This window comes from Chroococcidiopsis cubana SAG 39.79, from assembly GCF_003991895.1.
Taxonomy (GTDB): domain Bacteria; phylum Cyanobacteriota; class Cyanobacteriia; order Cyanobacteriales; family Chroococcidiopsidaceae; genus Chroococcidiopsis; species Chroococcidiopsis thermalis.
In genome coordinates this window covers 1-23,837 of the sequence record NZ_RSCK01000072.1, presented here as the reverse complement: position 1 = coordinate 23,837, position 23,837 = coordinate 1, and the positions used below count along the sequence as shown (strand labels likewise).

The following is a 23,837-nucleotide window of genomic DNA, read 5'->3' as shown; positions in this document are numbered from 1 at the left end:
AATGTGAATGCCTATAAAAGGCTGGCTTGTTTTTTTCTATCTATGTATTTACCAACTTTCGTGTTTTAAGTTGGTAAAATTAGATGACATACCCCAAGCTTTTTAGGAGTTTGGGCCATGATGAAACAGATCGTCCAACTACCGAAAGTTGGTAAAACAGAAAAACAAGAGCGTCAATCGCCTAACTCTCGTAAATACTCCGAAGTTAGGACTAGGGAGCATTTGTTACCAGAAGAAGTTGAGGCGATGCGGCAAGCCATCAAAAAATCCAAAGGTTGCCACGCTCATCGAGACTCAACCCTAATTTTGCTACTTTACCGTCACGGATTGCGGGTAGCAGAGGCAGCAGCATTGAGGTGGGAGCAGATAGATTTTAGTGGTGGAACGATTTACGTCAAGCGAGTCAAGAAAGGAATTCCTTCTACTCAACCACTTTACTCTGATGAAATTCGCTCCCTCCGCAAGTTGCAACGAGATTATCCTGCTAGTCCTTATGTTTTTCAGTCTTCTCGATGTGGACCGTTAGCACCCGATACTGTGAGTGGAATTGTTGAGCGGGCTGGCGAGTTAGCAGGTCTGGCTTTCCCAGTTCACGCACATATGCTGCGGCATGGAACGGGTTACTATCTAGCGAACCGAGGTACTGATACTCGGACAATTCAAAGTTATTTGGGACATAACAATATTCAGCACACAGTGCGTTACACGGAACTTGCATCTGCCAAGTTTCAAGGACTTTGGGACAATTAATATTCGATCATCTATTTAATCTAAGTTATCGCCTAGCGTGTTGCCTATCTCCCCCGAAATTTTTCGCTCTCCATCATATACGATCGATTAGTAAATTAAATCGCTATAAATCAACCGAGCGAGATAACAGTTTTAGAAACTTTGACAACTCATAAATACCTACCAATTGCCAAAGTAGTGAGAAAACTAAACGAGAAAAAAAAATGAACGACGTTGACCAAAAAAGTATCAGTGCTTCTCTCTTGCGTTTACGGAGTAATTCTGCTTTTTTTGCAACATTGGCTTTACACGCTCAATTTCACCCAACGCAATCGATCGATACGGCTGCTACGGATGGTAAAGATATCTTCTTTAATCCAGAGTATCTGCGATCGCTACCTCCAGCGCAACAGGATGGATTGTTACTACATATAGTCCTACACGCAGCGTTACATCATCTCTCCAGGCGGGGTATCAGGGATGCTCGGCGGTGGAACATTGCGGCTGATATTGTTGTCAACGGTACGGTATGGCAGCAAGGTTTTGAATTACCACCAGGGGAGTTGCGAGTTCCGCATCTGGAAGATTTTAGCGTCGAAGAGATCTACGAGTTGCTGACCAACAAAGAATGCAATTGCTGTGGTTTAGCAACGCGCGATTTAATCGATAATTCCCCTGAAAATTGTCAGGATAGCTTATTCCAAACGAGAAGAGCTGAGATAGAAGCATACTGGCAAATCGCTTACAACCGAGCATTGACTGATAGTTGTAGCACGGAGCGAGGTAAGCTACCTGCGGGAATGAAACGGGAATTGTCGTTACTCACTGCTCCACAAATTGATTGGCGTTCTTTTCTTTGGCGCTATTTGTCAAAAACTCCTACTGATTATGTTGGATACGATCGCCGTTTTATCGGACGAGGACTATATCTAGAATCGCTGGAAGGGGAATCAGTACAAGTGTATGTGGCAATTGATACTAGCGGCTCGATTAATAATGAGCAATTGCGATTGTTTTTGAGCGAATTACAGGGAATTTTGTGTGCTTATCCGCATATAAGTTGCGATCTTTACTATGCAGATGCGGAAGCTTACGGACCTTATCCACTCGATTCTAAGAGTATCATGCCAAATCCTCAAGGTGGCGGCGGAACTTCGTTTGTCCCATTCTTTAGCAAGGTGCAAGAAAGCTGGGATGGTCTAACTGGGGGAGTTTGTGTCTATCTTACAGATGGAAATGGCACTTTTCCCGAACGGCAACCCCAATTACCCGTGCTGTGGGTGGTGACTCCAGGGGGATTAGATTTGTCTAAGTTTCCGTTTGGTGAAACAGTACGGTTGTTGTCGGTGTAGAGCCTTAATTTAACTAAGACGATTTCGGAGTGGAGCGGGAGAATGTTTTAATATTCAAGTAGGTTGCAGTGATGGCGTGACCGAAAATTTTATCATCCGATCGCTTTACTAAAGTAATGGCTAAAATATTACGCCTCAGTTTCGAGAATGGTGACGTACAACACGGTTTTACCGTCACAGCTCGGCTGAGCGAAGAGGGCAATCCTCAATACATGCAATTTAAGGGTAGATTACCAGCAGCGCCAGAGATTATTGAACTTTACAGAAAGTGGCAGTTACTATACTTAGCACTTTGTCAACGTTTGGAGCTGGATTGTCGCATCGAAATTGAAGCTGGAGATATAACTCACGTCTCACAAGTTGAGTTTCAAGATTTATGCCAGCAGTTGTCAGACAAAATTAATAATTGGTTTAACTCCGAACCTTTTCGTCCGATCGAGCTGGAATTACGCACACACTTAGACCCGGTGGAAGAAATTCGAGTCATGATTGAAACTGACGATCGCCTATTGCAACGACTCCCCTTAAATTTGTGGAAATTCTGCGGTGATTACCCGAAAGTGGAAATTGCTCTAAGTCCTTCGGAGTATAGACGAACGAAGAAATTGCCGACAAAAACCACCAAAGCTAAAGTTAGGATTTTAGCAATTTTTGGTAATAGTAAAGGAATCAATTTAGAGTTAGACAAATCTATTTTAGAGGAGCTATCCGAGCAGGCAGAGATAGAGTTTTTAGTAGAGCCAAGACTAGAAGATTTGTACGATTATTTGCGGCAAGATTGGGATATTCTTTTTTTTGCTGGTCATAGTTCTTCTAGTGAAGAACAAGGATTGCTCCATCTGAATCAAACAGATAGCCTAACACTTAACGAACTAAAAAATGCCCTAAGAAAAGCGATTAGCAACGGTTTAAAACTAGCAATTTTCAACTCTTGTGACGGTTTAGGCTTGGCGCGGAAGCTGGCAGAGCTAGATATTCCCCAAGTCATTGTCATGCGAGAGCCAATAGCAGACACAGTGGCTCATGAGTTTCTCAAAAATTTTCTCTCGGCTTTTGCGGACGGGCAGACACTATATAGTGCCGTTCGAGATGCACGAGAAGGACTAGAAAAACTAGAAAACACAAATCCTTGTGCAACCTGGCTGCCCGTGATTTATCAAAATCCAGCCGAACCGCTGACTAATTGGCAAGATTGGTGCGCTCCACGTCGCCAAATGGCGATCGCGCTGAATCAATTGGGCATGGTACTCTTGGCAAGCGTAGCGATCGCCGCTTTTGTAATGGTAGGCAGGCAATCAGAAATACTACAGACTTGGGAGTTACAAGCTTTCGATTTGGGTATGCGCCTGCGGTCGCGCGAAGCACCAGATTCGCGCATCCTAATCGTGAAAGTCACCGAAGCAGACGTGCAGAAACAAAAGCTAAAGGAAAAGCTAAGTCTATCAGATGCCACACTCGCAAAACTACTAGCAAAACTACGACCTCATCATCCAAAAGTTATAGGATTAGATATCTACCGCGATTTTCCCGTAAAATCTAACCAGCAGCATTTATTAACTTATTTGCAAGACCACCGCTTCATTGGCGTATGTGAGGTGGAACGTGCAAACGATGACAATCCAGGCGAGGATGCTTATCCAGGTATTGGTTCTCCGCCGGAGATCCCGAAAAACCGTCTCGGCTTCAGCGATTTTGTCTTCGATCGCGATCGCGTTATTCGTCGCCAGCTACTATTTATGGATATCAACCCTAAGTCTAGTTGTGCAACGAATGTATCGTTCAGTTTTCAAGTGGCACGAGCTTATCTAGCAGGTATAGGCATTCAACCTCAACGAACTGGGAAAGGCTGGCAACTGGGTAATGCCGTTTTTAGGCAACTTGAAGCTAATACTAGTGGCTACCGTCACTTAGATGCACTAGGCTATCAAATCTTACTCAATTACCGCGCTGCCGATCCGATTGCCAAACAAGTGACTCTCTCCGAGATCTTAAGCGGTTCGCTTGATGCACAACTACCATCGTTAGTTAAGGAACGGATCGTTCTCATTGGCAATACCGCCAGGAGCTTCAAAGACTACTTTCCCACACCTTACAGTAGTGATAACGAGTCTGAGGAACTACCTGGAGTTGCGATCCACGCTCACATGGTGAGTCAAATTCTGAGTGCGGTTTTGGACGATCGCCCTTTGCTGTGGTGGTTGCCACTGTGGGCTGAAAATTTTTGGGTGTGGGGCTGGGCGCTGGTAGGAGGCATACTAGGCTGGCAATGGCGATCGCCCCTACAGCTAGGATTAGCGATCGCTGTTGCCCTGAGTATCCTATCTGGACTCTGTTTTGTCCTGTTGCTCAAAGGAGGTTGGCTACCACTGGTTCCGGCGGCAATCGCTCTCGCGATCGCATCTGTAGTAACTTATAAAGTTACCCAACCCGAACGCAAATCTTAAATCATCGCGCATCAAAATCGTCATGCCCAAGAAATTATTATCTCAACTACCAATCGCGAGCGCAATTGCTATGACTTGGGTATTTACGAGTTTCTTAAGTTACCCCAAGCTTGTTTGGGCGCAGTCGGATAAACCAACAAATGATGTTTCTACGTCAGAGCGATCGAAGCAGTCTGAACCTGACTTTTCTGGTTACGGTAGACCTGGGCGCAGAACCGGAGGAGGAAGCCGCAGCCCATGTCCGCCCATCGATCCGCCTCTGACTGCCTTGATCCCCGAAAATAATTTGGGCAAAACCGTTGCCGAGCATCCGAGTTTTTTGTTTTATACTCCCTATTCTTCCCAACAGGCACAATCTGGAGAATTTGTGTTGCAGTCAGAACAAGGGGAGGATATTTATCGGACTGGTATAACGTTGCCTCAAACACCAGGAATTGTTAGCCTTAACATCCCATCAACAGTAGCACCACTAGAAATTAACCAGTCGTATCGTTGGTACTTTAAGGTTTACTGCGAATCGCCACAAACATCTACTCCGATCTTTGTTGAAGGGTGGGTGCAACGGGTGGCACTAACTCCTACACTGAAGAGTCAGTTACTTGCAGGCAAAGCACAGGATTATGCTATTTATGCTGCTAATGGCATTTGGTACGATGCTTTAGCTCATCTAGCCCAACTGCGCCGTACCAATGGGGTGAATCCTCAGCTCGAGCGGTCGTGGGCTGACTTATTAAATACAAAAGGTGTTGGTTTAGAACTACTTCGACAACAGCCAATAGTTGGTAGTGCCGGATTAGTAGACGAACTCAGAAGTCGTAAGGGCGCACAGAATAGCGCCCGTACTCTAAGTCAGAAATAAACAACCTGAGCCAAGGTTGCTTGCACAGGTGGGGAGTCACTAAAACCGCACAATGCTACGAGCATTATGTGTTCTAACTCACTGGTTCTTGATTTTTCCATGTTGCATCTGGGTTTGCCAGCAAAATCGAATGTAAAGAAATTTTACAAGAATCCCTGTGCCGCATAAAAACACACACATGAGCGCGAGTTAAATTTAAAGGCTCAAAATCTATATCTATCGATTTTGTAGTTTGCAAACACGTCCTATTATTACAACCGCACTTATTTAGATTGGGTGAATTTGATGCGCTTGAGAACGAGATCTAGTTAAGCATTCAGTGTTTAGAGAAAACGCTGATTTGCTGGGGCAGCAATCGCCAGCAATTGCTTAAATTGATAACTCAGCAATTTTATCTGATGCTATCCCAAGTGCAAGTTTCAGTTCGATTACACCTCGTCAGTTCGGATAGCTTCACAAATGGTCTCCCATACTCCCTGCCGTCGCCAGCGATACAGGTAGGAAGACACAGTCTGCCAGCAAGGAAAGTGGGCTGGTAGCATCCGCCAGGAACAATGGTTGGCTTGCATGTAGCAAAGGGCATTGAGGACTTGACGCAGATCTATTGTGCAAGGACGACCAACGCTTCGGAACGGGGATAACTCGTTGTGCAGCCGCCCACTGCTGGTCGCTTAAATTGCTGGGATAGCTCGTGCTTTTGGGTTGGGTGGCAATAGTTAGGTGTTGGCTTGGTCGCGTGCGTTGTGCGTACCGTCGATAGTGGCACTGCCGCGCTCGTTCCTGCTTTCGTCGCCGCCAAATCGACCAGTGCCAAACACCCAAGAGTGAAAACGAGGTAGAGAAAACCAATCGCCATAACAGCCGCTTGACTTCCGGCAATGTCCACGGCAATAGTTTCAACTTGTTGCTGCCCCCTTTTGAGCTGTCGTGACGAGAGCTTGGGCGCGAATAATCGATAGTACAGCATAAGCTAACAGTACCAGTGTGACATGTCGATACCAGGCGCGCCAGGAACGTACCTCATAATGGTCTAACCCTAGCTCGTTCTTAGTAATTTCAAAGCCCATCTCAATGTGCCAACGCGCCCCAGCTACTCGCACTGCTTCAGGCATAGACGTGCCCTTGGGAGCAAACACCATAAAGTAAGCTAGCTGTCTCGGATCGGATAGCGAACGGCGCGCCAACAGCCAACGATGCCAACTAGCCTGCTGTCTGGACACCAGTTCTATCCACACCCAGTCGTATTCGCGTGGTCCTTTGCTACCTTGTCCACAACTAAGCCGTTGCCATGAGTCGACTGGTAGCTCGGCTATCATCTGTTCAACTGCCACCTGTGTCGCTCCAGTAGATCCATCAATCCAATCTCTTTCGGTACAAGCAACTGCTAGTACATAAGCTTGTTCGTTCTCTTCTAACCACCCCCGTAAACTGCGGTCATTACCATAAACCGTATCCCCACTTACCCAAGCTAAAGACACTCCAGCCGAAGAGCGCCCTCTCCAACATCACCCGTGCTAGTTGCGGCTTAGTGGTAAACCTAACTGCCTCTGGTACCCCAGTCTCCTCTCGGCGCTTCTGGTCATTTACCCACTCCTTTGGTAAATATATTTCCCGATCTAAAAAAGCGAATCCTTTGGCTGTGGCATAACCAAGGAACACGCCTATCTGACAGTTTTCCACCCGACCAGCAGTGCCGGAATACTGCCGTCCCACACCAACTGATTTATCCCCCTGCTTGAGAAAACCCGTTTCGTCCAGCACACCAATAGCTGGCAAATCCCCTAGATGTTCGACAATGTATCTCTGCAAATCGTCGCGCACGCTATTAGCGTCCCACTTGGCAGTAGATAGCAGCCTCTGCATCCCATCAGGAGTCATTTCACCCATCAGTTCAGCCAGTTGCCAGCCATTCTTGCGTTGGCAGTTACTTAGCAATCCCTTGAGGTATGCTAATACTCGTTGCCTCGGCTCAGCACGGACAAAGTGGTGAGCAATGCGTGCATGAACCACTTCTAGTTGCGCTGCCCACGATTCAACCTCGACTTGTAAGGTTTGGGGAGATTGAGCATCCACCTGAGGTAACTGAGCTACCATCACGCCAATACTTAGTTTTTTGTCATCATCAACAGTCTACTAAATAAGTGCGGTTGTAATACTATAGCGATTCTCATGTATATCCAATACATCCGTGGGGGCGCAAATCGTCCCAGATACCCGTACTTCATTCAATTGAGAATTGCTCTACCTATCTTGATTTGTAAAACTGTGAAATTACAGTTTGTTAATAACTGAGTTTAGCACTCTTTCCTAACCTTGCGTAGCTAAGCAGTTTAAAGTCGTTCGCGCTGCCACGCTATTGTTAGGCATTTTGGCAATTGGACTCTCAATTGTGTTTAAAGATCAAAATGTAGCTTATCTGGTAGGTTTGGCTTTAGCGATCGCCGCTAGTGCTAATTTCCCTGCGCTTCTGTTGTTAATACTGTGGTGGCGCTTCACGACTCAAGGTGCGATCGCCAGTATCGCTGTAGGTACTGCTTCATCATTGCTTCTAATTTACCTTTCACCAACCATTCAAGTGAATGCACTTTTTCCCCTGACAAATCCAGCTATTATTTCAATTCCTCTTACCTTTATTGCGGCGGTGTCATCTCTTTTCTAACTAGCGATCGCTCAGCCATCCACAAGTTTGACGAACTGGAACAACGAAAATCGCAAATTTATCAGGTGACATATGAATCTCAGCTATCGCGTTATACCATATAAACGCCATCTTTCTTCTCAAGGTTCAGGTTATCCAAGCCCTCAATCTCGTGACTCTGAAACAGCCGATCGAGGCAGATATCGTGGCGTGACCTATTGCGTCGATCCTCAAACCGAATTTGCCCAAGTGCCTGCAACACTGGTAACTCATAGATTGACTTTTCAAGGCGTTACATACTTTAAGTTGGTTCATCAAGGCATCATCCTTTATGTCAACAGAAATATTTGAGGGGTTACTGCACTCGCTCAACCAGTAGGATACTCCACAAACCTCAGTTAAAGTGCCCACATCGCGATCTCGTGACTCTGTTTGAAAATAGTAAATTAGGTAAGCGATATGGATTTCGACTCAACTCAATTTAATCCTGTAACTGAATCCCCTTCTTCGTAAAATTCTAATGGATTTGCACCTGGAAAAGCTGGTCTAGAAAAAATTTCAGAACTATCCGCTCAAAAAGAGCGATCAAAACGATCAACACCTCACTCCCCAAAAGAGCAGCCAGAATTACTTCCCGAAGAAACAAAACGCCTGATCCGCGAGTGGGAAGAGACGATAAAGCAGATAGGCAGCGAAGCGTACTACAAGATAGGTGAATTACTAACCCAAATCCGAGACAAACCAAACTGGTACAAAGCCATTTACGGAACATTTCACAAATACTGCGATAAAAGACTTGGATTTGGTCGCCGTCATGCCAATAATTGCATGCAATTTTTCCGCATCGTGAACGGAGCTGAAAGAAATGAGAATGCATCGTTCGCAAAATCAGCTTGAAAATTCAAGCACGCTCCTCTTTCCAGACAACTTAGATCCAAACAACTTAGATCAAACTAAGGCTTTAGGCGCTTTAAAGACTGCCCATGAGCGGTGGTAGGTGTGGAACGAAGGTGTCGAACAAAACAATGGTAAAGCCCCCAGTGGAAGGCTGATTAAAAAAATTATCGAACAGCGCAAACAAGAGAATGTCAACCAGGAAAAAGAAAAGCCCACTCTGTTAACTCCTGATTGACTGACAAAAGTGGAGATAAAGGGAGGCGTAGCCCTTGATTGAAGGCTATTCCACGTCGTAGTGTAACTGGTAACCACACACAGTTATCTCTGCAATGGCAAAAACCTCCCAGATTTATCATGAACTGCTTCAACTGCTAGGTCAATCAAAAACTTGGGCAGATGTTCGTCACCTACATACATTGAACTGGATGGTAATCGGATTAATTTGCTCAGGGTGTATTAGTTTGAGGAAGTGGACAATTTACATCGATAGCCGCGGCCTTTTCACCCAAATTCATCAAAGACGGTTGAGCCGTTGGCTACACAATCCCCGCATTAATGTTCAACGGCTATATAGCCCAATAATTCAAGCTGCATTGTCCACATGGGGAATGTCCGAAATAGTTCTAATTGAAGACACCAGTATGTTGTGGAATAGTTATTGTTTAATTCGAGTCTCAGTTCGATATCGAGGACGCGCGGTTCCAGTTGGATGGCGTGTAATTGAGCATAAAAGTAGTATTTCCTTCAGCACATATGAACAACTATTACGACGTATATCGCGATTATTACCAATTAACGCCAAGGTCAGATTTATGGCAGATAGAGGTTTTGCCGACACCAAATTAATGGAATATTTAGAGCCTAAATTGGGGTGGCACTATCGTATCCGTGTCAAGAACGACCTGTGGGTGCTGCCACCTGGTAAAACCCCATATCAATTGAAAGATCTCCATCTGAAGTTTGGAGATGCGATGCAACTTCTGCGGTGTAAAAATAACTAAGACTATTCCTTACGGTTTGGTCAATTTAGCTTTGGCGCGAGACCCAGTTACTAACGAACTTTGGCACATCGTCAGTGACGAACCTACCTCGTTACAAACTTTTCGCGAGTACGGTGAGCGGTTTGATATTGAGGAAGAATTTTTGGATGAAAAGTCGAATGGCTTACAAAAGTGAAAAATCCCTGATTCGTTCCCCCATTGCACTGTCTCGTTTATGTCTTGTAACGGCAATTACGACGTTATTTCTCACTGTTCAAGGACAAGAAGTTGTCAAAACAGGTAAACGGCGTTTAGTTGATTGTCATACTTTTAGAGGCAACAGCTATTTGCGGCTTGGTTGGGAGTGGGTTAAGGGTGTGTTGTCTCGCGGATGGCGGTTGTTTCCTACTCTTTGTCTTTGTGGAGATGTCGCTCCAGAGCCGGCGATCGCCTCTCAAAAACAAACCCAAAAATTTCTCGAACGCGAGTTCCAGGTCAGGAATTTTTCTTTTGCCTTGTAGTTTTGTCAGTCAACCAGCTATGATGCCAGTAGTTAAAACTCCCAAAGACTACCAAGTCTATCGTATTAGTCCTGATGCTACGAATCGGTTAGCGATCGTGTTCGATCGAGCAAGTGCTAATGTCTCCCCGACCGTTTGTGTAGAAATTTTTGACGTAGGCGGGAAGCAACCCCCGAACCAACATCAGTGGGCAGTGGAAATGTTTTTCATCCTTAAAGGGGAAGGACTCGCTCACTGTGATGGTAAGGCAGTACCGATTCAAGCAGGCGATAGCCTTTTAGTGCCTCCCGCTGGCATACATTTTATTGAAAATATCAGTTCGGGTCGCTTATATACCTTATGTATTATGGTGCCAAACGAACACTTTGCTGAACTAATTCGTAGTGGAATTGAGGTGGAACTGGATGAGGAGGATTTAGCAGTTTTGCATCGCACTTAATTTACTCCCCTATAGCCACCGACAACGAACAAACGGATCGCTTTTCGATCGCTGTTGGAATCGTATTTGTTTTTTCTATGATTTTGCTTTTTTAGAGGGCGATGGAGAAAAGTCAAGTTAGCTCAATAGGAGTATGCCCATGTTTCCGATAGTGCCGCTAAGAGAAGGCTACATTCAATTTCGGGAATACAAAACTTGGTATTGCATCGTTGGAGACCTTGCTAACACGCTACCAGGCAAATTTCCAGTATTAATGCTCCACGGTGGTCCTGGTATACCTCACGACCGTCTCGAACCCCTCAGAGCGCTGGCAAAGACAGGTCGCCCAATTGTCTTTTACGACCAACTAGGCTGCGGAAACTCCGATAGACCCGACAATTCATCCTTGTGGAGCGTAGAACTCTTTCTGGATGAGCTGGCAACGGTACGTCGTTTTTTAGGGCTAGAGCGGATTCACCTATTCGGTCATTCTTGGGGTGGGATGCTAGCAATGGAGTACGCACTAACCCAACCAGACGGAATCTTGAGTTTAACCCTCGCCAGTTCTCCTGCCAACATTCCATTGTGGATTGCTGAGACTAAAAGGCTGCGAGAGGAACTGCCACTAAAGGTGCAACAAACGCTTCTACTGCATGAAGCGGACAGTACTACTGACGACCCAGCTTACTCTGAAGCAATGATGGTTTATTACCATCGGCATGTTTGTCGGCTATCTCCCTGGCCTGAATTTGTTAAGCGTGGGGTAGAGAAAAAAGGTAAGCAGGTATATGAGACGATGCTTGGTCCAAGCGAAACCCACGTTATCGGTCGTCTCAAGAACTGGGAGATCGCATCGCGCCTTAGCTTCATTCAGATTCCGAGCCTCCTAACTTCGGGTCGCTATGACGAGTTTACTCCTACTCAAGCAGCAGTTATCCATGACGGTATCCCAGATTGTACATGGGTTTTGTTTGAGAAGAGTTCGCATATGCCCCACGCTGAGGAAACAGAGCATTATCTGAAAGTTCTCAACGACTTCTTGACTCAAATTGAGGGGTTGGTCAAGACTTGAATACCAACAAAAGTTCCACGTGGGGTTAAGGAATTAAAGCCAATTGCCGATTAAAACGTAAGCCGCCCAGAAATAGGGACGTTTCCAGTCTTGCGTCTTATCGTTCCACAAAGCAAGTTGAGCTTTCTGAAGTGCTTCAGCTTTAGTCAACTTAGGATCGGCTAACTGACGATAGAATTCACTCATCAGGCGGGCAGTAGAGCGATCGTCTACTTGCCACAATGTTGCTAGCGTACTCCGCGCTCCTGCTTTCACTGCTATGCCTGCGAGTCCCAAAGCAGCGCGATTGTCTCCAGCAGCTGTTTCACAGGCACTCAGAACTAGTAATTCAATGGCGCTAGATCTACTCTTGTCGCTAGTCCTGAGTAAATTATCTAACTCGTCAATCTTCAAAAGTCGATCCCAGGTGAGAATAAAAGTTTCCTCTAAATTAGAACTAAACTGACCGTGAGTTGCCATATGAACTACGGTGAAAGGATTGGAATTAATTTGGGTTTGAAGATTATCTTTAGTAAATTTTTGATTAAAAAGTTCCTCGCTTTTCGGTACTTGCGACTCGACTTGCTTTAATTCATACAACACATTTTGCAGGCGGGGAAACTCGATCCCTGCAACTTCCCTAGACTCACTCAATCCAGCAGTTAAAGCGTTTAATCTTTGCCGCTGTAAAGGTGTGGGTTCGAGTAATTGAAGACCTGGAGCTAAAGCGATCGCATACTTTTCTAGGAGATACTTTTGTTGTTTGTCGTCGTAGAGAACCCCCATCGGAACATTTCGCAAGCTACCATCCAAGACAAATACGAGTTTTGTCACCTGCATTTTTTCTAGCTCAACCTCAAGCGGTTGAATCAACCAGCTATACAACTGCTGGGATGATTTCTGCACGTCTAGAGTGCGATCGGGTTCTTTGAGGTATTGCCGCAACGATTGGAGAGTTTTTTCTACTTCGTCTTGGGGTTTTTTCGTCGTATAGTGGCGCAGATTTTCTTGCGTCGGCAACTTGAGGATAACTTCTAGGCGATCAGGTAGAATAATCGGATAAATAACTGCTGCGGTGCGATCGCCTTTGTCAACAACTTTATCGAGTAATTCTGGCTTGGCATCCAAACAGGCAGAGCGAAAAAAATTCTCTAATTCTGCTAATTGCAGAGATTCAATTGTCGTCCGAGCTGAGGTAAGATTTTCAGGGCTGGGATCTGCACCTGACTTGGAGCGTAACAGCAGATCGACTAACTGGCGATAGACAGGTTCGACTTTATCTCGAAAGGAAAATTGAAGATCGGGATTTATCGCTACTAAATCGCGGCGCAGAGATCTTAGGTTGTTAACTGCTTCATTATAAGCCGCGATCGCTGGTTGGATATTTCCTCGATCTCTGAGTAAGCGTCCTAACTGCCACTGCCACAAATAGGTAATATCTGTAGCGTTAATCGTCTGTGCTGCGAATAAAGCTTGCTGGGTGAGGTTTTCTGCTTCATTGAACTGCCCGTTTTGTTCGTACAGTTCGCCTAGATTACCTAAAGCATAACTAATTGCTCGTTGGTCTTCTAAAGCTTTTGCTTGTTGGACTGATGCAGCTAGTAACTGGGCGATATCTTGCCGTGAAACAGCGATCGCATTGTCATGTTGTTTTAAATGCATCAGACTTTTAGCAAAGTTGATTTTAGCGTCAACCGCTGTCCTGCTAGGGGCTAAGTTGGCAATAGAAGTCTCAATTTTGGGATATAGTTTTTTAGCAGCATTCCATTGCTGGGTTTCTAGCAATAGACTCAATTGATTCAACTGTGCTTGAATGCGCGTATAGGGTGAAGTAGATGCACTAGCAGCTTGTTGGTAGAACTGGAGAGCGGTTTGAGTCTCTTGTTGGGCGCGGGCTGTATTACCTAAACTTAACAGAGTATCGCTGATAGTTTGAGCAGATGGCGTTCCTCTCGCGTCTACTTTGCTCATTCGCTGAGTTATTTCTAAACTTTGCTCCAAAACTTGGCGAGAGTTGTTAAACTCGCCGACAACTCGCAAGACATTGCCAAGGCTACGTAGTCCTGTAGCCTTGAGAGCAGAATCTGGCTGGTTTTGCAGAGTTTCATTTAACTCGGATAGTATCTCTTGAGCCTGACGATAATGCCCCAAAGCTTGCAAGGCTTGGGCTTGATTGATGCGGTTGCGAGTTAACCCAGTATTATCTCCAATTTTGGCGTAGATCTCAAATGCTTGCTGCCAAGTAGTTAAAGCTGTTTCGGATTGTCCTTGTGCCAATTGCCAGCGACCTCGAACGTCTAGGGCTTGGGCAAGGATTTGCATTCGCTCTTTGGCAGTACCGATATTCTGTCCGGTTTGTAATAGTTTAAGACTAGACGCGATCGCACTTTCTGCTTGGGGCAATCCAAGTTGCTGATAGGCTAAGGAAAGATTGCTCAATGCTATAGCTTGGTTCAGTTCATCTCCATCCGCTTCAGAGATAGTTGCAGCCTGTTGCAAAACCTTGACTGCTTGGGCAAACTGTCCGGCATCGTAAAAGGTTTTGCCTTGTTGTATTAGGTTCTGCGTAGAGGCGATCGCTTTTTGCTCATTTGGGACAGCAGAGTAAACAGCGGTAGTTTTAGTAAAAACCAGGGTAATGGTTATACATAGAAATGCACTCATCAGCACCAGTAGAAACTGGGTGAGCCAACCTTTACCTAAGCGATTCGTCTTCCACAAAGATTTTACTGTATGGAAAAATACGCGCCGTTTTCTTGCCATGTTCCTGCTGTCGAAGCGACGGATAGTGATGTACTCCCAGCGCCGCACCTAAGAGGCGACGGCGTGGGCTTCTCTTGAATTTCTTCTAGAGCGTTTTATAGTAAGGACGACACCCAACCCTACTTTGTTGATAAGAATTGCGCTATTTGTATCCCGATCTATTGATAGATTGCATCGGTCGTAATCATGCCAACGCTCTTTCAATGTTTTCGGAACAACGTTGAGGCAATTTGAGCAAAATTGACTGGTATTTTTGGGATTAACCTTAACAACTTTACCCCCAGCACTTTCAGCCTTGAAGCTCAGTATGTCAATGAATTGCGCCCAACCAGCGTCAGCTATGCTCTTGTTCAATCCTGATTTGCTACTTTGTCTATTGGCTACATAATTACCCTCTTCGTCTTGTTTCGGTTTACAACGTTTAGACATATTTTTGACTGCCAAGTCTTCTACAAAAACTACAAGGGCTTTTTGCATTACTTGTTTGGCAGTCTCAAAATGAAACTGTTTTCTCTGTCTGGCAATTTGTTGATGTAGTCTACCAATCCTACGGTTCAACAACTTCCTTGCCCTACTACCTTTTTTCCTAGTAGCAACTTTCTGCTGTAATTTAGCTAGCTTTGCTTCACTTTTACGAAAATGCTGTGGAATATCCACAAACTCGCCGGTATCAAGAGCGGCAAACTTTTCCAATCCTAAATCTAGAGCAATACTGTTATCAGGAGTTGGGATAATTTCAATACTACTAGTTGGTACGCTTTCATCAACTAGAGTGATAGTTACATACCAGCCATCACTTTTCTTGGTAACAATAGCTGTTTTCGCTTTAAATCTATCAGGTATTGGACGATGAAGAACTAGTTTTACCCAACCAATTTTAGATAAGCTAATTCGATTATCTTTAATGTCGGAAATATCGATTTGAGTATAAGTAAACGAGCGGTAACGGTTCTTTCCTTTAAATCGCGGTTGCCCACTCCTATTACCCTTGCTGTCGCCTTTAATAAATCGGTCAAAAGCTAGTTTTACCCTAGTTACGCAGTCTTGCAATACCTGCGAATAAACTCTAGCGTACCACGGTCTGTCTTGTTTGAGCTGGACTAAACTACGCTTCTGAGAATAGTAGTCGGGGTTGTCTCGAAGTTCTGGCAAATGACAAATTAGCGGACAAGCATTAATATCGCACCGATTCTCTTCCCACCACCGAAAACGCTCACCCAGTAACCAGTTGTATTGCAAGCGCAACATATCGAGCCAGCGATCCATCGCGGCTTTTTGTTCGGTGGTTGGCAGTAAACGGTACTGATAAGCTACTCTCATGAGAAGATAATATCATGCAGTGCTATAAAAGTAAATGACTTATAAATCACATTCTAGGGCTACTTCAGATTTGAAAGCTCATCTAGTGCTTACAACCAAGTATAGAAGAAAGGTTATTACCGCTCCCATGTTGCAGCGATTAAGAGAAATTTGTTTTGACTTATGCCAAAGGTGGGGCTGCGAATTGCTAGAGGTCAACGGGGAAGAAGACCATCTGCACCTACTTTTTGGTTTTTATCCGCAAATGCAGTTATCGAAGTTTGTGAATAACTTGAAGACTGTAAGTAGTATTTATATTCGCAAAGAGTTTCCCGAACAAGTAAAGCGATTCTATCGAGATAAACCTATCTTTTGGCACTCTACTTATTTCATTGCTACTTGTGGAGGCATTACCGTGGAGCAGTTAAAGCAATATGTCCAGCAACAAGATTCTCCGACTGACGATGAAGTCATGGAGCGTGATTCATCCCGACCCCGCCGCAGAAGCGGACGGGGCGGGGATTCTCACAGTTGAGGGCTAAAAGAATTCCACAGTTTATTCTAGTGGTAAAGCGATCGCAATGCTTTTGCAGTTTAGCGTGGTTTGCACTGGGTAGAGGACTGCCAGGAGTTGTGAGATTGTGCGGAGACACGAGAAGCAGTAAGAATGACTTTACCTTGGCGATCGAGTTCCCACCCAGTAGCTTCTACAATCGGTACTGGCGATCGTGCAGTGGAATGGGTGGCTGAAGTTAAACTAGATTGGTTTTCTGTTGTGGGTCGAAGTGCGACCCAATTAATAGAAGTTGCATCGCTACTAAGCACTTCTGTAGGATTAGGGGGCAAGCCACCACGACCAGTAACAATAAATTCGCTTCGATTTTGATTGTTACTAGGATTACAATTCTGTGCTAATTGGGTGTCAACTGGGACTGATGGCAAATTAACTAAGCCTCTGTTGGGGTCAATACCTGGTGTGTCGATCTCCACACTACCGCTTAACTGGGGATTGGCTCCAGAAGCAGTAATATCGCTGGTGCGATCGTCTGGCGCTGCGCGAAACTGCGTCCCGAAGATGCTAAAAGCATCAATTCGCACGTTCCCACCACGGAAGTTCTTTGAATTAGCGCTGATATCACTATTGTTAACAGCAAAGAACAAATCGGTGTCGATGTTAATGTTACCGCCAATGACATTTTCCTTTTTGGCGTTGGTGAAGATGTTGCTATTGCCACTCATAAACAAATTTTGGGAGCTGATATTAATTGTCGCCTGCTCCGAATCAGGGTCAACAAGGGCGCTTTGCGTGTTAGCACTGAGTTCAGCATTGTTGTTTAAGCGGATAGAACGAGCGTTTAACGTCATGTTGCCTGCGGTTCCCGTTCCAGAACTCTCTACGCTCACTCTAGCTCCATCTTGAACTAACAAGTTGCCAGTGTTAATTGTCAAATTACCTGCATCTCCAGTTGAGTTTCGCGTTGCAGAAGTAAATAAGCCACTGGAAAGACCCCCATTGCTTGTCCCACTTAGTTGCATGTCATGGGCAACGACATTTAAATTTCCTCCTCTGCCTGTAGCAAATGTAGCAGCACTTATCTGCGCCCCATCCTCCAGCCACAAGGTATGAGTATTAATTGTCAAATTACCTGCATCTCCGGTTGAGTTTCGCTCTGCGGAAACAGATAAGCCACTAGGACGACCATCATTGCTTGTCCCACTCAGTTGCATGTCATGGGCGACGACATTCAAATTTCCTCCTTTGCCCGCACCAAATGTCACAGCACTTACTTGTGCCCCACCCTCCAGCCGCAAGGTAGAAGTTTCAAAATTCAAGTCTCCCGCATCCCCTGTTGAGTCTGGCTGTGCAGAGGTAGTTAAGCTACTGGAAGACTGACTATCAGTGCTTGTGCCTATCAGTTGCACCTCAGAAGAAACATCAACTGTTAAATTGCCACCTTTACCAGCACCTAATGTAAAAGCATTTATCTGTGCCCCACTCTCCAGCCGCAAGTTGCTAGCACTGATATTGACATTGCCTCCTTGTCCGTTTGCTCCTGGTAGCACCTGATTGGCAATCATGCTCTTGTTATTAAGATCGATCGCTCCAGTTGCATTAATGTCAATATTGCCCGCCTTACTATTCTCTGAAGCAAGTACACCTTCTATTCCAGCAAACAAGTAACTCCCTTCTGTCATTTTCAAATTTCGAGCATTTACGGCGATGCTTCCACCAGCACTAGCAGTTACATCGATCCCAGCACCTTTGCTCAAGAAAACATCACTTCTTTCTGCACCATCGGTAAAACTCAAGCTCAGATTATTTCCTTGCCCATTCAATCCAACTGTTCCCGCACTAGCTAACCCACCCAACTCCACTCGCCCACCAAAAGCATACAATCCTCCACCAGTTATATTTAGATCGCCGCCTACTAACAGCAAGCTGTTGCCATCTGGGACGCGCAAACCCGTAGCTGTAAACTCGCTAGATGGATTTAAACCAGAGTCAGCAATTGAGTTATTTTGGATCGCTGCGGCACGAATTTGATTAAATAATAAAGCCGAAGGATTAACCGTCAGTAATCCAGGATTGCTCGGATTTGTGGCACTAAAAACACCGCGATCGCCAAAAGAGATTGCATTGGCTGTGGTAGCGACAAACGAACCACCCACGTCCAGACGGGCATTCTGTCCGAAAATAATGCCATTGGGATTAATCAAAAACAGATTGGCATTGCCCGCTACACCTAGCGTGCCGAGAATATTGGACGGGTTAGCTCCTGTAACTCTAGTTAAAATATTCTCAATTCCAGCCGGATTCGTGAAAACAGCGGCTCGTCCTTCATTCACATTGAATTCTTGAAAACTATGGAACAGGTTAGCGCCTCTAGTTGCGCCGCCATTTATCGCATCCACATCTCCTGTCGATGTCACGGTAGAATTTTCGCTACCGAGTGTAGTGTCGGGTGCAATCTGAGCAACAGTGCGATTTTCCCCAACACAAAGCGCCCCGACAGTGGCGAGAAAACTTGCTAGTCCTAATTGCCAACTCCAATTCCAGCTCATCTTCAGTCGATTCGTTACGAATTTAGAATATCAGATTAAGAGCTAAATACTAGATTTAGGACGCTAACCTCTCGATTTCGCCTGCTGAGATTTCTGTCACCAAATCCTGACGCGCTATGGTAATGACTTTATTGAAATTGGAACCGGAATCCGTGGTGGTGTAAAACGAAAATGCTTAAATGCTTCCCAGAGACTGTTCCCGAAGCTTTGTAGGATGTCTTCTTTTCTATTCCATGCTGTTCCTATTGAATTCCATGCTTCATTTAGTAACGGTTTTATTAAATCCCAATTAACGCAAACCATATATGCTACAAATGCGATAAATGCGATCGCAATAAACCTTGAAATCGCCACCGCAACGTCTTCACTTACGATCCACCTTGACAAATTCCTTATCACCCCGACGACTTGACCTATGAGTTGCCATGCAGGATTGACCTCAAAAATTGCCCCTTGCTGCTTTAGAGAACGCCTCGTATTCTTATAAAGCCCTTTACACGACCTGAATCGAGCATACTGCACATTAACATGACGCAGATCGGTTCCTCTAAAATTGGCATTTATGATATTGGCATTACTGAGATCGGCACCGGTTAAATTAGCATAGCTGAAATTGGTATTTATGATATTAGCACCGCTGAGATTGGTGCCACTCAAATTAGCACCGCTGCCATTGACATTTATAATAATGGTACCGCTGCCATTGACATTTATGATATTGGCAGCGCTGCCATTATTACCGCTTGGCGGGTCTTTATCTTCGACTTTCTGTTTAATAAAAAGCTCCAAGAGAATCCCTACTATCTCCAAGAGAATTTTTATTGTATTGAATTGATGCTCGTTCTTACTAAGTTTTGTTGTGCGATCGATTCGAGCAACCCTTAGGTTAATGTTAGAAAGGTTAGCTTGGCGCAGATCGGCTCGGCGCAGATCGGTTTGATGCAGGCGAACACCAATAAGGGTAGCACGGAAAAGGTCGGCGCAACTCAAATTAGCATAACTTAAATTAGCGTAACTCAAATTAGCATAACTTAAATTAGCATAACTTAAATTAGCGTAACTTAAATTAGCGTTACGCAGAGCTGTCTCACTCAAGTCAGCACTAGCCAGTTGTAAATATCCATCCGCCTGACAATATATGCTTTGTACTAATTCATGTTTTTTATTTTCACCATCTAAATTTTTGTTTGAGATTTGAACATCATTAATAGGAATGCTTAATATATCTTTCAATTCATTCGCTCTAAATAGTTCTTTTAATCTCTCCAGATCTTCCAATGAACCTTCTAAAGTTATTTCAACATCACCTTGTTCTCTCGGACTAATTCCTAAATCTGCTTCTAAGCTATACTTTTTTTTAAATTCAGCAGTAATTTCTCGAACTCTTCTACTTACACCACATTCTATTTTGTTACTATCTTCTATTAATCTACCGCATAGCAAAACTATTGCTCGATATGTGAGAATCACATTTTGTTTTGCTACTTTACGTGCGGAATTCCCATTTTGTTCTACGGCTGCAGTTGCTAAATCAGCTACTACATGATGTGTGGAAGTTCCATTTTGTTCTACAGATGTAGTTACTGAATCAGCGTACATCAATTTATAACACTCAGCTACTACTGTCGAAATAGTTCCTTTATTTACTTTTATCTTCAACCCCTTTTTCCGAAGCGCCTTTCGTAATTTTTTATACACTTGAGTTGCTAATTGTCTGGCGTAATCATAGTTTATGCCATTGTCTTGTTCGGACACATCTGTAAGTTTTCTTCCATCACAAAGTAAACGTAATATCTCTTGTTCTTTATCATTTAAGCTGTCTTCTCCATTACTGGCAAACTTAATAAAATTGTTAATTGTTGCAGCTTTTTCACTAGCAGATTCCAAATTGAAACTCATGGCTTAAAGTGATAATTTTGTGATAGTATAGTGAGAGCTAGAGGCTCAGTTGATAAACCTAAGTGCGATGAGTAGCTGGGCTTCAAATTCAGACAGTCATTCTCTTGTCACCGTTAGAAGAAGTTTTTGTCGGGGAACTAAATCCTTGGCACACAAGCGGCTGTCTAGCTAGGATTTGGGTATTTAGGAGCAGGAGTTCTCCTAAATTTGTTTTGTGAAATAATGTTTCATTTTGATATAGGTGGGATGCTAGCTCAGAGGCTGGAAGCTTTGAGACTGCTTGATAATCGGATTAGATTACCATCAAAGTATACAGAAGAGGTAGATCGGGGATAAATTCCGCGAGTCATAGCTGCCTTTTACCTATCTGGTTGAAATTTTATCAGCTTTTCTGCCTCTCTACTACCTGGCGTGTTGCCTCGTGACCGATATTGATTGCCCTGAAACTGCGATCGTTCCTGGTTAAAGCGAAAATTTTAGAAAGCAATTTAGTTTTGCAGTACTCACATTTTTACACAAAAAGTTTTCTCGCTGCTATCTGATATGTTGCATCGCGATTGATTACCCTACCTGAAACTGTTATCGTTTCTAGTTAAATTGAAAATTCTAGAAAGCAATTTACAAGTGACAATCTAGTTGTGTGATACTCACATTTTTATACAAAAACCCATTCATTTTTTTATCACATTTTCTTACAGGCAAATAAGTTTTATTCGCTTATTTTAAAGATATCTAGTCATCGAATCGGTGGATTAATTGATGGCGTTTTTACCAATCGTTTAAAATCACCTGAAGTAAACATGAACATGAACAAGTTAATTGCAGCTATCGGAATAATGGTAGCGATCGCTAGCAGCATTTGGCTAGCTACTTCTATCAGTAATTCATCACCCGAAATGGTTGCTGGGCGCCCACCCACACCTGGCAAATCGTTTGATGGTGTTGAGCGAAACTAGGCTAGCACCACGAAGAGGAGGTAAGAACCCCTATACTTTCCTCTACGATATTTGCACTGAGGTTGATCGCACTACCAAAAATATTTGAGATGAGATCGAGCAATACAACAACAGCTTCCTTTTTAAATGACAAATTTCGACTCAGATTACACAGGTCGTCTCAGACGTTACTTAGAATCAGATCCAGACAATTTATTTCAAGAAGCCTATATCGAGAACTATCCCGAAGCTAATTTTGCTTTCATAGCAATACAGGTGCTCGATAGGAGAACATGGCAGCAAATTTCCGATAGCTTGGACGGAATTCCAGTTCCCACTCTTGGCAAATTTTATTACCGCTGGGTAAGACAGTTTGCTCCACAAATCAGAGCGTATCTCGACAATAGCAATCTTGACAATGACCCTTTAAACAATGGCAGTTTTTAATTTAAAGTAGGATAAAACAATGTTTCCAGAATTCTCAGTAGGTTCAACATCTTCAACTGTCACTATCTCCTTTGAAAGACTAGATTGCGATCGGGTACTACGATTTCAGCAACAACATTGCCACCCTACCAAAGCCGAACAGGTTTATTTCAATACTCTGGCAGTGTCTGCGGTTGATTTCTACCTGCGTCATCTGAAAATCGAGACCGATCTGGCAGCCAGTTGCACTCACTGCCGAGTGTATCAGACACTAATGGATATTGCCGATCTAGAAATCCCAAACGTGGGTCAGCTAGAGTGTCGTCCCGTGCTGCCAGGGGCAAATGTTGTTTCTATCCCGCCGGAGGTGTGGACGGTAGAACGTATTGGCTACGTTGGAGTACAGATCGACGATTTGTGGGAAGAAGCAACTTTGCTAGGATTTACTACCATAGTGCCAGAAAGTGGCGAACTACCACTAACTCAACTGCAAGCGATCGCCAAGTTACCAGCACACATCCAGCGCATTAGGCAAGCAAAACTGAATTAAGGGCGGAGTCGGGGGGGAGTGTTACATCTCCCGCCCCTCTTCAAACTACGCAACAGACGAAACCAGACGAGCACAGGTTTTAATTTCTAGTCTGCGTTCGAGAGGTATCGATCCCCGTCTCACCATCATCTCTTCGTTAAAGACTATTGCATTGTGAAATCGTACAAACACGCATTAATCGGGCAGATTCCAACAAGCCCTAAAACTTTTGCCAATAAAACTGAGCAACGCTTGTGGTATTTGGTAGCTAGTTGGTTGATATTTCAGTCAATGCTTGTAGGTACTCCGGTACTGGCGCAAAGAGAAAATTCCAATACGCTGAATTACGGCGAATTGTTACGCAGCATCGATCGCGGAGATGTTACCAGAATAGAGCTTGACCCAGCGCAGAATATTGCTAAAGTTCAGCTCAAGGGACAAAAGGCGGACGAACCACCTAAAGAAGTATTGTTATTACAACAAAATCCAGAATTAATTAATAGAGCTAGAGATAGACAAGTCCCATTGGAAGTCAATTCTTCTGCTGATAGTAGGGCTGCAGTGGGTCTGCTAGCAAATTTACTCTGGATCGTGCCTCTGATGGCGTTGATGTTGCTATTGTTACGTCGTTCAGCTAATTCTTCTAACCAAGCCCTAAGTTTTGGCAAGTCTCGCGCTAGATTCCAGATGGAAGCTAAAACGGGCGTGAAATTTGACGATGTTGCAGGGATTGACGAAGCCAAAGAAGAGTTGCAAGAAGTCGTCACCTTCCTCAAACAGCCAGAGAAATTTACCGCAGTTGGGGCAAAAATTCCTAAAGGAGTTTTGTTAATCGGACCTCCAGGAACGGGGAAAACATTACTAGCAAAAGCGATCGCGGGGGAAGCAGGAGTACCGTTTTTCAGCGCCTCCGGTTCTGAATTTGTGGAAATGTTTGTCGGTGTGGGTGCATCGCCAGGGCAAACGCATCTAAATTTATACCAAGCTTAAAGTGATATTCTGGAACAAATACTTTTATGGAGAAATAAGCGTCT

General features: G+C 44.3%; 22 protein-coding genes and 2 pseudogenes. 16 read left to right on the top strand and 8 right to left on the bottom strand.

Going from position 1 to position 23,837, the window contains the following annotated elements:
• The first annotated feature begins 117 nt into the window (after positions 1–117).
• From DSM107010_RS27770 to DSM107010_RS27755, 4 genes are all read left to right on the top strand, one after another.
• Entirely contained in the window at positions 118–750 is a 633-nt protein-coding gene (locus tag DSM107010_RS27770; RefSeq protein ID WP_127024410.1) for a tyrosine-type recombinase/integrase, read from the top strand.
• Between the two features lie 203 nt (positions 751–953).
• Entirely contained in the window at positions 954–2,081 is a 1,128-nt protein-coding gene (locus tag DSM107010_RS27765) for a vWA domain-containing protein (protein WP_106170257.1), read from the top strand.
• A 116-nt stretch (positions 2,082–2,197) separates the two neighbouring features.
• Positions 2,198–4,525, top strand: coding sequence for a CHASE2 domain-containing protein (locus DSM107010_RS27760; RefSeq protein ID WP_127024407.1), 2,328 nt, complete (start codon positions 2,198–2,200; stop codon positions 4,523–4,525).
• A gap of 22 nt (positions 4,526–4,547) precedes the next feature.
• On the top strand, positions 4,548–5,384 hold the full coding sequence (locus tag DSM107010_RS27755) for a DUF928 domain-containing protein (RefSeq protein ID WP_199755783.1): 837 nt from the start codon (positions 4,548–4,550) through the stop codon (positions 5,382–5,384).
• Positions 5,385–5,812: 428 nt separating this feature from the next.
• On the opposite strand, the gene DSM107010_RS43160 is transcribed toward DSM107010_RS27755, so the two are convergent.
• From DSM107010_RS43160 to DSM107010_RS27745, 3 genes and pseudogenes are all read right to left on the bottom strand, one after another.
• The gene (locus DSM107010_RS43160; protein ID WP_373425517.1) at positions 5,813–5,953 is read right to left on the bottom strand and encodes a transposase; all 141 of its coding nucleotides are present in this window, start codon (positions 5,951–5,953) and stop codon (positions 5,813–5,815) included.
• Between the two features lie 32 nt (positions 5,954–5,985).
• Positions 5,986–6,270 (bottom strand): hypothetical protein, encoded by a 285-nt coding sequence (locus tag DSM107010_RS43155; RefSeq protein ID WP_106171306.1) that lies wholly within the window; start codon positions 6,268–6,270, stop codon positions 5,986–5,988.
• Positions 6,271–6,280: 10 nt separating this feature from the next.
• Positions 6,281–7,478 (bottom strand): annotated as a pseudogene (locus DSM107010_RS27745) (IS701 family transposase).
• Between the two features lie 262 nt (positions 7,479–7,740).
• Here DSM107010_RS27745 and DSM107010_RS27740 point away from each other — a divergent pair.
• From DSM107010_RS27740 to DSM107010_RS27710, 8 genes are all read left to right on the top strand, one after another.
• A complete protein-coding gene (locus tag DSM107010_RS27740; protein WP_106171304.1) occupies positions 7,741–8,043 on the top strand; it encodes a sodium:solute symporter family transporter in 303 nt (100 codons plus the stop codon).
• A gap of 72 nt (positions 8,044–8,115) precedes the next feature.
• Positions 8,116–8,373, top strand: a complete 258-nt coding sequence (locus DSM107010_RS27735; RefSeq protein WP_127024404.1) for a DUF4278 domain-containing protein — start codon at positions 8,116–8,118, stop codon at positions 8,371–8,373.
• Between the two features lie 646 nt (positions 8,374–9,019).
• On the top strand, positions 9,020–9,154 hold the full coding sequence (locus DSM107010_RS42470; RefSeq protein WP_277871350.1) for a hypothetical protein: 135 nt from the start codon (positions 9,020–9,022) through the stop codon (positions 9,152–9,154).
• 577 nt (positions 9,155–9,731) lie between these two features.
• Entirely contained in the window at positions 9,732–9,920 is a 189-nt protein-coding gene (locus DSM107010_RS38785; RefSeq protein ID WP_158631879.1) for a hypothetical protein, read from the top strand.
• The gene (locus DSM107010_RS27725; RefSeq protein ID WP_127024397.1) at positions 9,886–10,095 is read left to right on the top strand and encodes a hypothetical protein; all 210 of its coding nucleotides are present in this window, start codon (positions 9,886–9,888) and stop codon (positions 10,093–10,095) included. Before DSM107010_RS38785 ends, DSM107010_RS27725 begins: the two co-directional genes overlap by 35 nt.
• Positions 10,079–10,420 (top strand): hypothetical protein, encoded by a 342-nt coding sequence (locus DSM107010_RS27720; RefSeq protein ID WP_199755782.1) that lies wholly within the window; start codon positions 10,079–10,081, stop codon positions 10,418–10,420. The genes DSM107010_RS27725 and DSM107010_RS27720 overlap by 17 nt, the downstream gene beginning before the upstream one ends.
• 19 nt (positions 10,421–10,439) lie before the next feature.
• Positions 10,440–10,859, top strand: coding sequence for a cupin domain-containing protein (locus DSM107010_RS27715; RefSeq protein ID WP_106168679.1), 420 nt, complete (start codon positions 10,440–10,442; stop codon positions 10,857–10,859).
• Positions 10,860–10,998: 139 nt separating this feature from the next.
• Positions 10,999–11,910: a proline iminopeptidase-family hydrolase gene (locus DSM107010_RS27710; protein ID WP_158631878.1), complete on the top strand. Its 912-nt coding sequence runs from the start codon at positions 10,999–11,001 to the stop codon at positions 11,908–11,910.
• 33 nt (positions 11,911–11,943) lie between these two features.
• On the opposite strand, the gene DSM107010_RS27705 is transcribed toward DSM107010_RS27710, so the two are convergent.
• Both DSM107010_RS27705 and DSM107010_RS27700 read right to left on the bottom strand, forming a co-directional pair.
• Complete coding sequence (locus DSM107010_RS27705; protein WP_127024394.1) at positions 11,944–14,652, bottom strand: CHAT domain-containing protein; 2,709 nt, start codon at positions 14,650–14,652, stop codon at positions 11,944–11,946.
• Between the two features lie 48 nt (positions 14,653–14,700).
• The gene (locus DSM107010_RS27700) at positions 14,701–15,972 is read right to left on the bottom strand and encodes an RNA-guided endonuclease InsQ/TnpB family protein (RefSeq protein ID WP_127024391.1); all 1,272 of its coding nucleotides are present in this window, start codon (positions 15,970–15,972) and stop codon (positions 14,701–14,703) included.
• Between the two features lie 34 nt (positions 15,973–16,006).
• Between DSM107010_RS27700 and tnpA the strand changes: the two genes are divergently transcribed.
• Positions 16,007–16,486, top strand: coding sequence for an IS200/IS605 family transposase (gene tnpA, locus DSM107010_RS27695; protein ID WP_373425484.1), 480 nt, complete (start codon positions 16,007–16,009; stop codon positions 16,484–16,486).
• Positions 16,487–16,545: 59 nt separating this feature from the next.
• Here tnpA and DSM107010_RS27690 read toward each other — a convergent pair whose 3' ends face one another.
• The 3 genes from DSM107010_RS27690 to DSM107010_RS27680 form a co-directional block, all read right to left on the bottom strand.
• Complete coding sequence (locus DSM107010_RS27690; RefSeq protein WP_106168678.1) at positions 16,546–19,014, bottom strand: two-partner secretion domain-containing protein; 2,469 nt, start codon at positions 19,012–19,014, stop codon at positions 16,546–16,548.
• A gap of 114 nt (positions 19,015–19,128) precedes the next feature.
• Positions 19,129–20,913, bottom strand: coding sequence for a pentapeptide repeat-containing protein (locus tag DSM107010_RS27685; RefSeq protein ID WP_127024388.1), 1,785 nt, complete (start codon positions 20,911–20,913; stop codon positions 19,129–19,131).
• 736 nt (positions 20,914–21,649) lie between these two features.
• Entirely contained in the window at positions 21,650–21,832 is a 183-nt protein-coding gene (locus tag DSM107010_RS27680; protein ID WP_127024383.1) for a hypothetical protein, read from the bottom strand.
• Between the two features lie 163 nt (positions 21,833–21,995).
• Between DSM107010_RS27680 and DSM107010_RS27675 the strand changes: the two genes are divergently transcribed.
• The 3 genes and pseudogenes from DSM107010_RS27675 to DSM107010_RS41545 all read left to right on the top strand — a co-directional run.
• Entirely contained in the window at positions 21,996–22,295 is a 300-nt protein-coding gene (locus tag DSM107010_RS27675) for a hypothetical protein (protein ID WP_106169144.1), read from the top strand.
• Positions 22,296–22,314: 19 nt separating this feature from the next.
• Complete coding sequence (locus DSM107010_RS27670) at positions 22,315–22,824, top strand: DUF1822 family protein (protein WP_106169143.1); 510 nt, start codon at positions 22,315–22,317, stop codon at positions 22,822–22,824.
• Between the two features lie 231 nt (positions 22,825–23,055).
• Positions 23,056–23,757: pseudogene (locus DSM107010_RS41545) on the top strand (AAA family ATPase); the annotation flags it as partial.
• Positions 23,758–23,837: the final 80 nt, after the last annotated feature.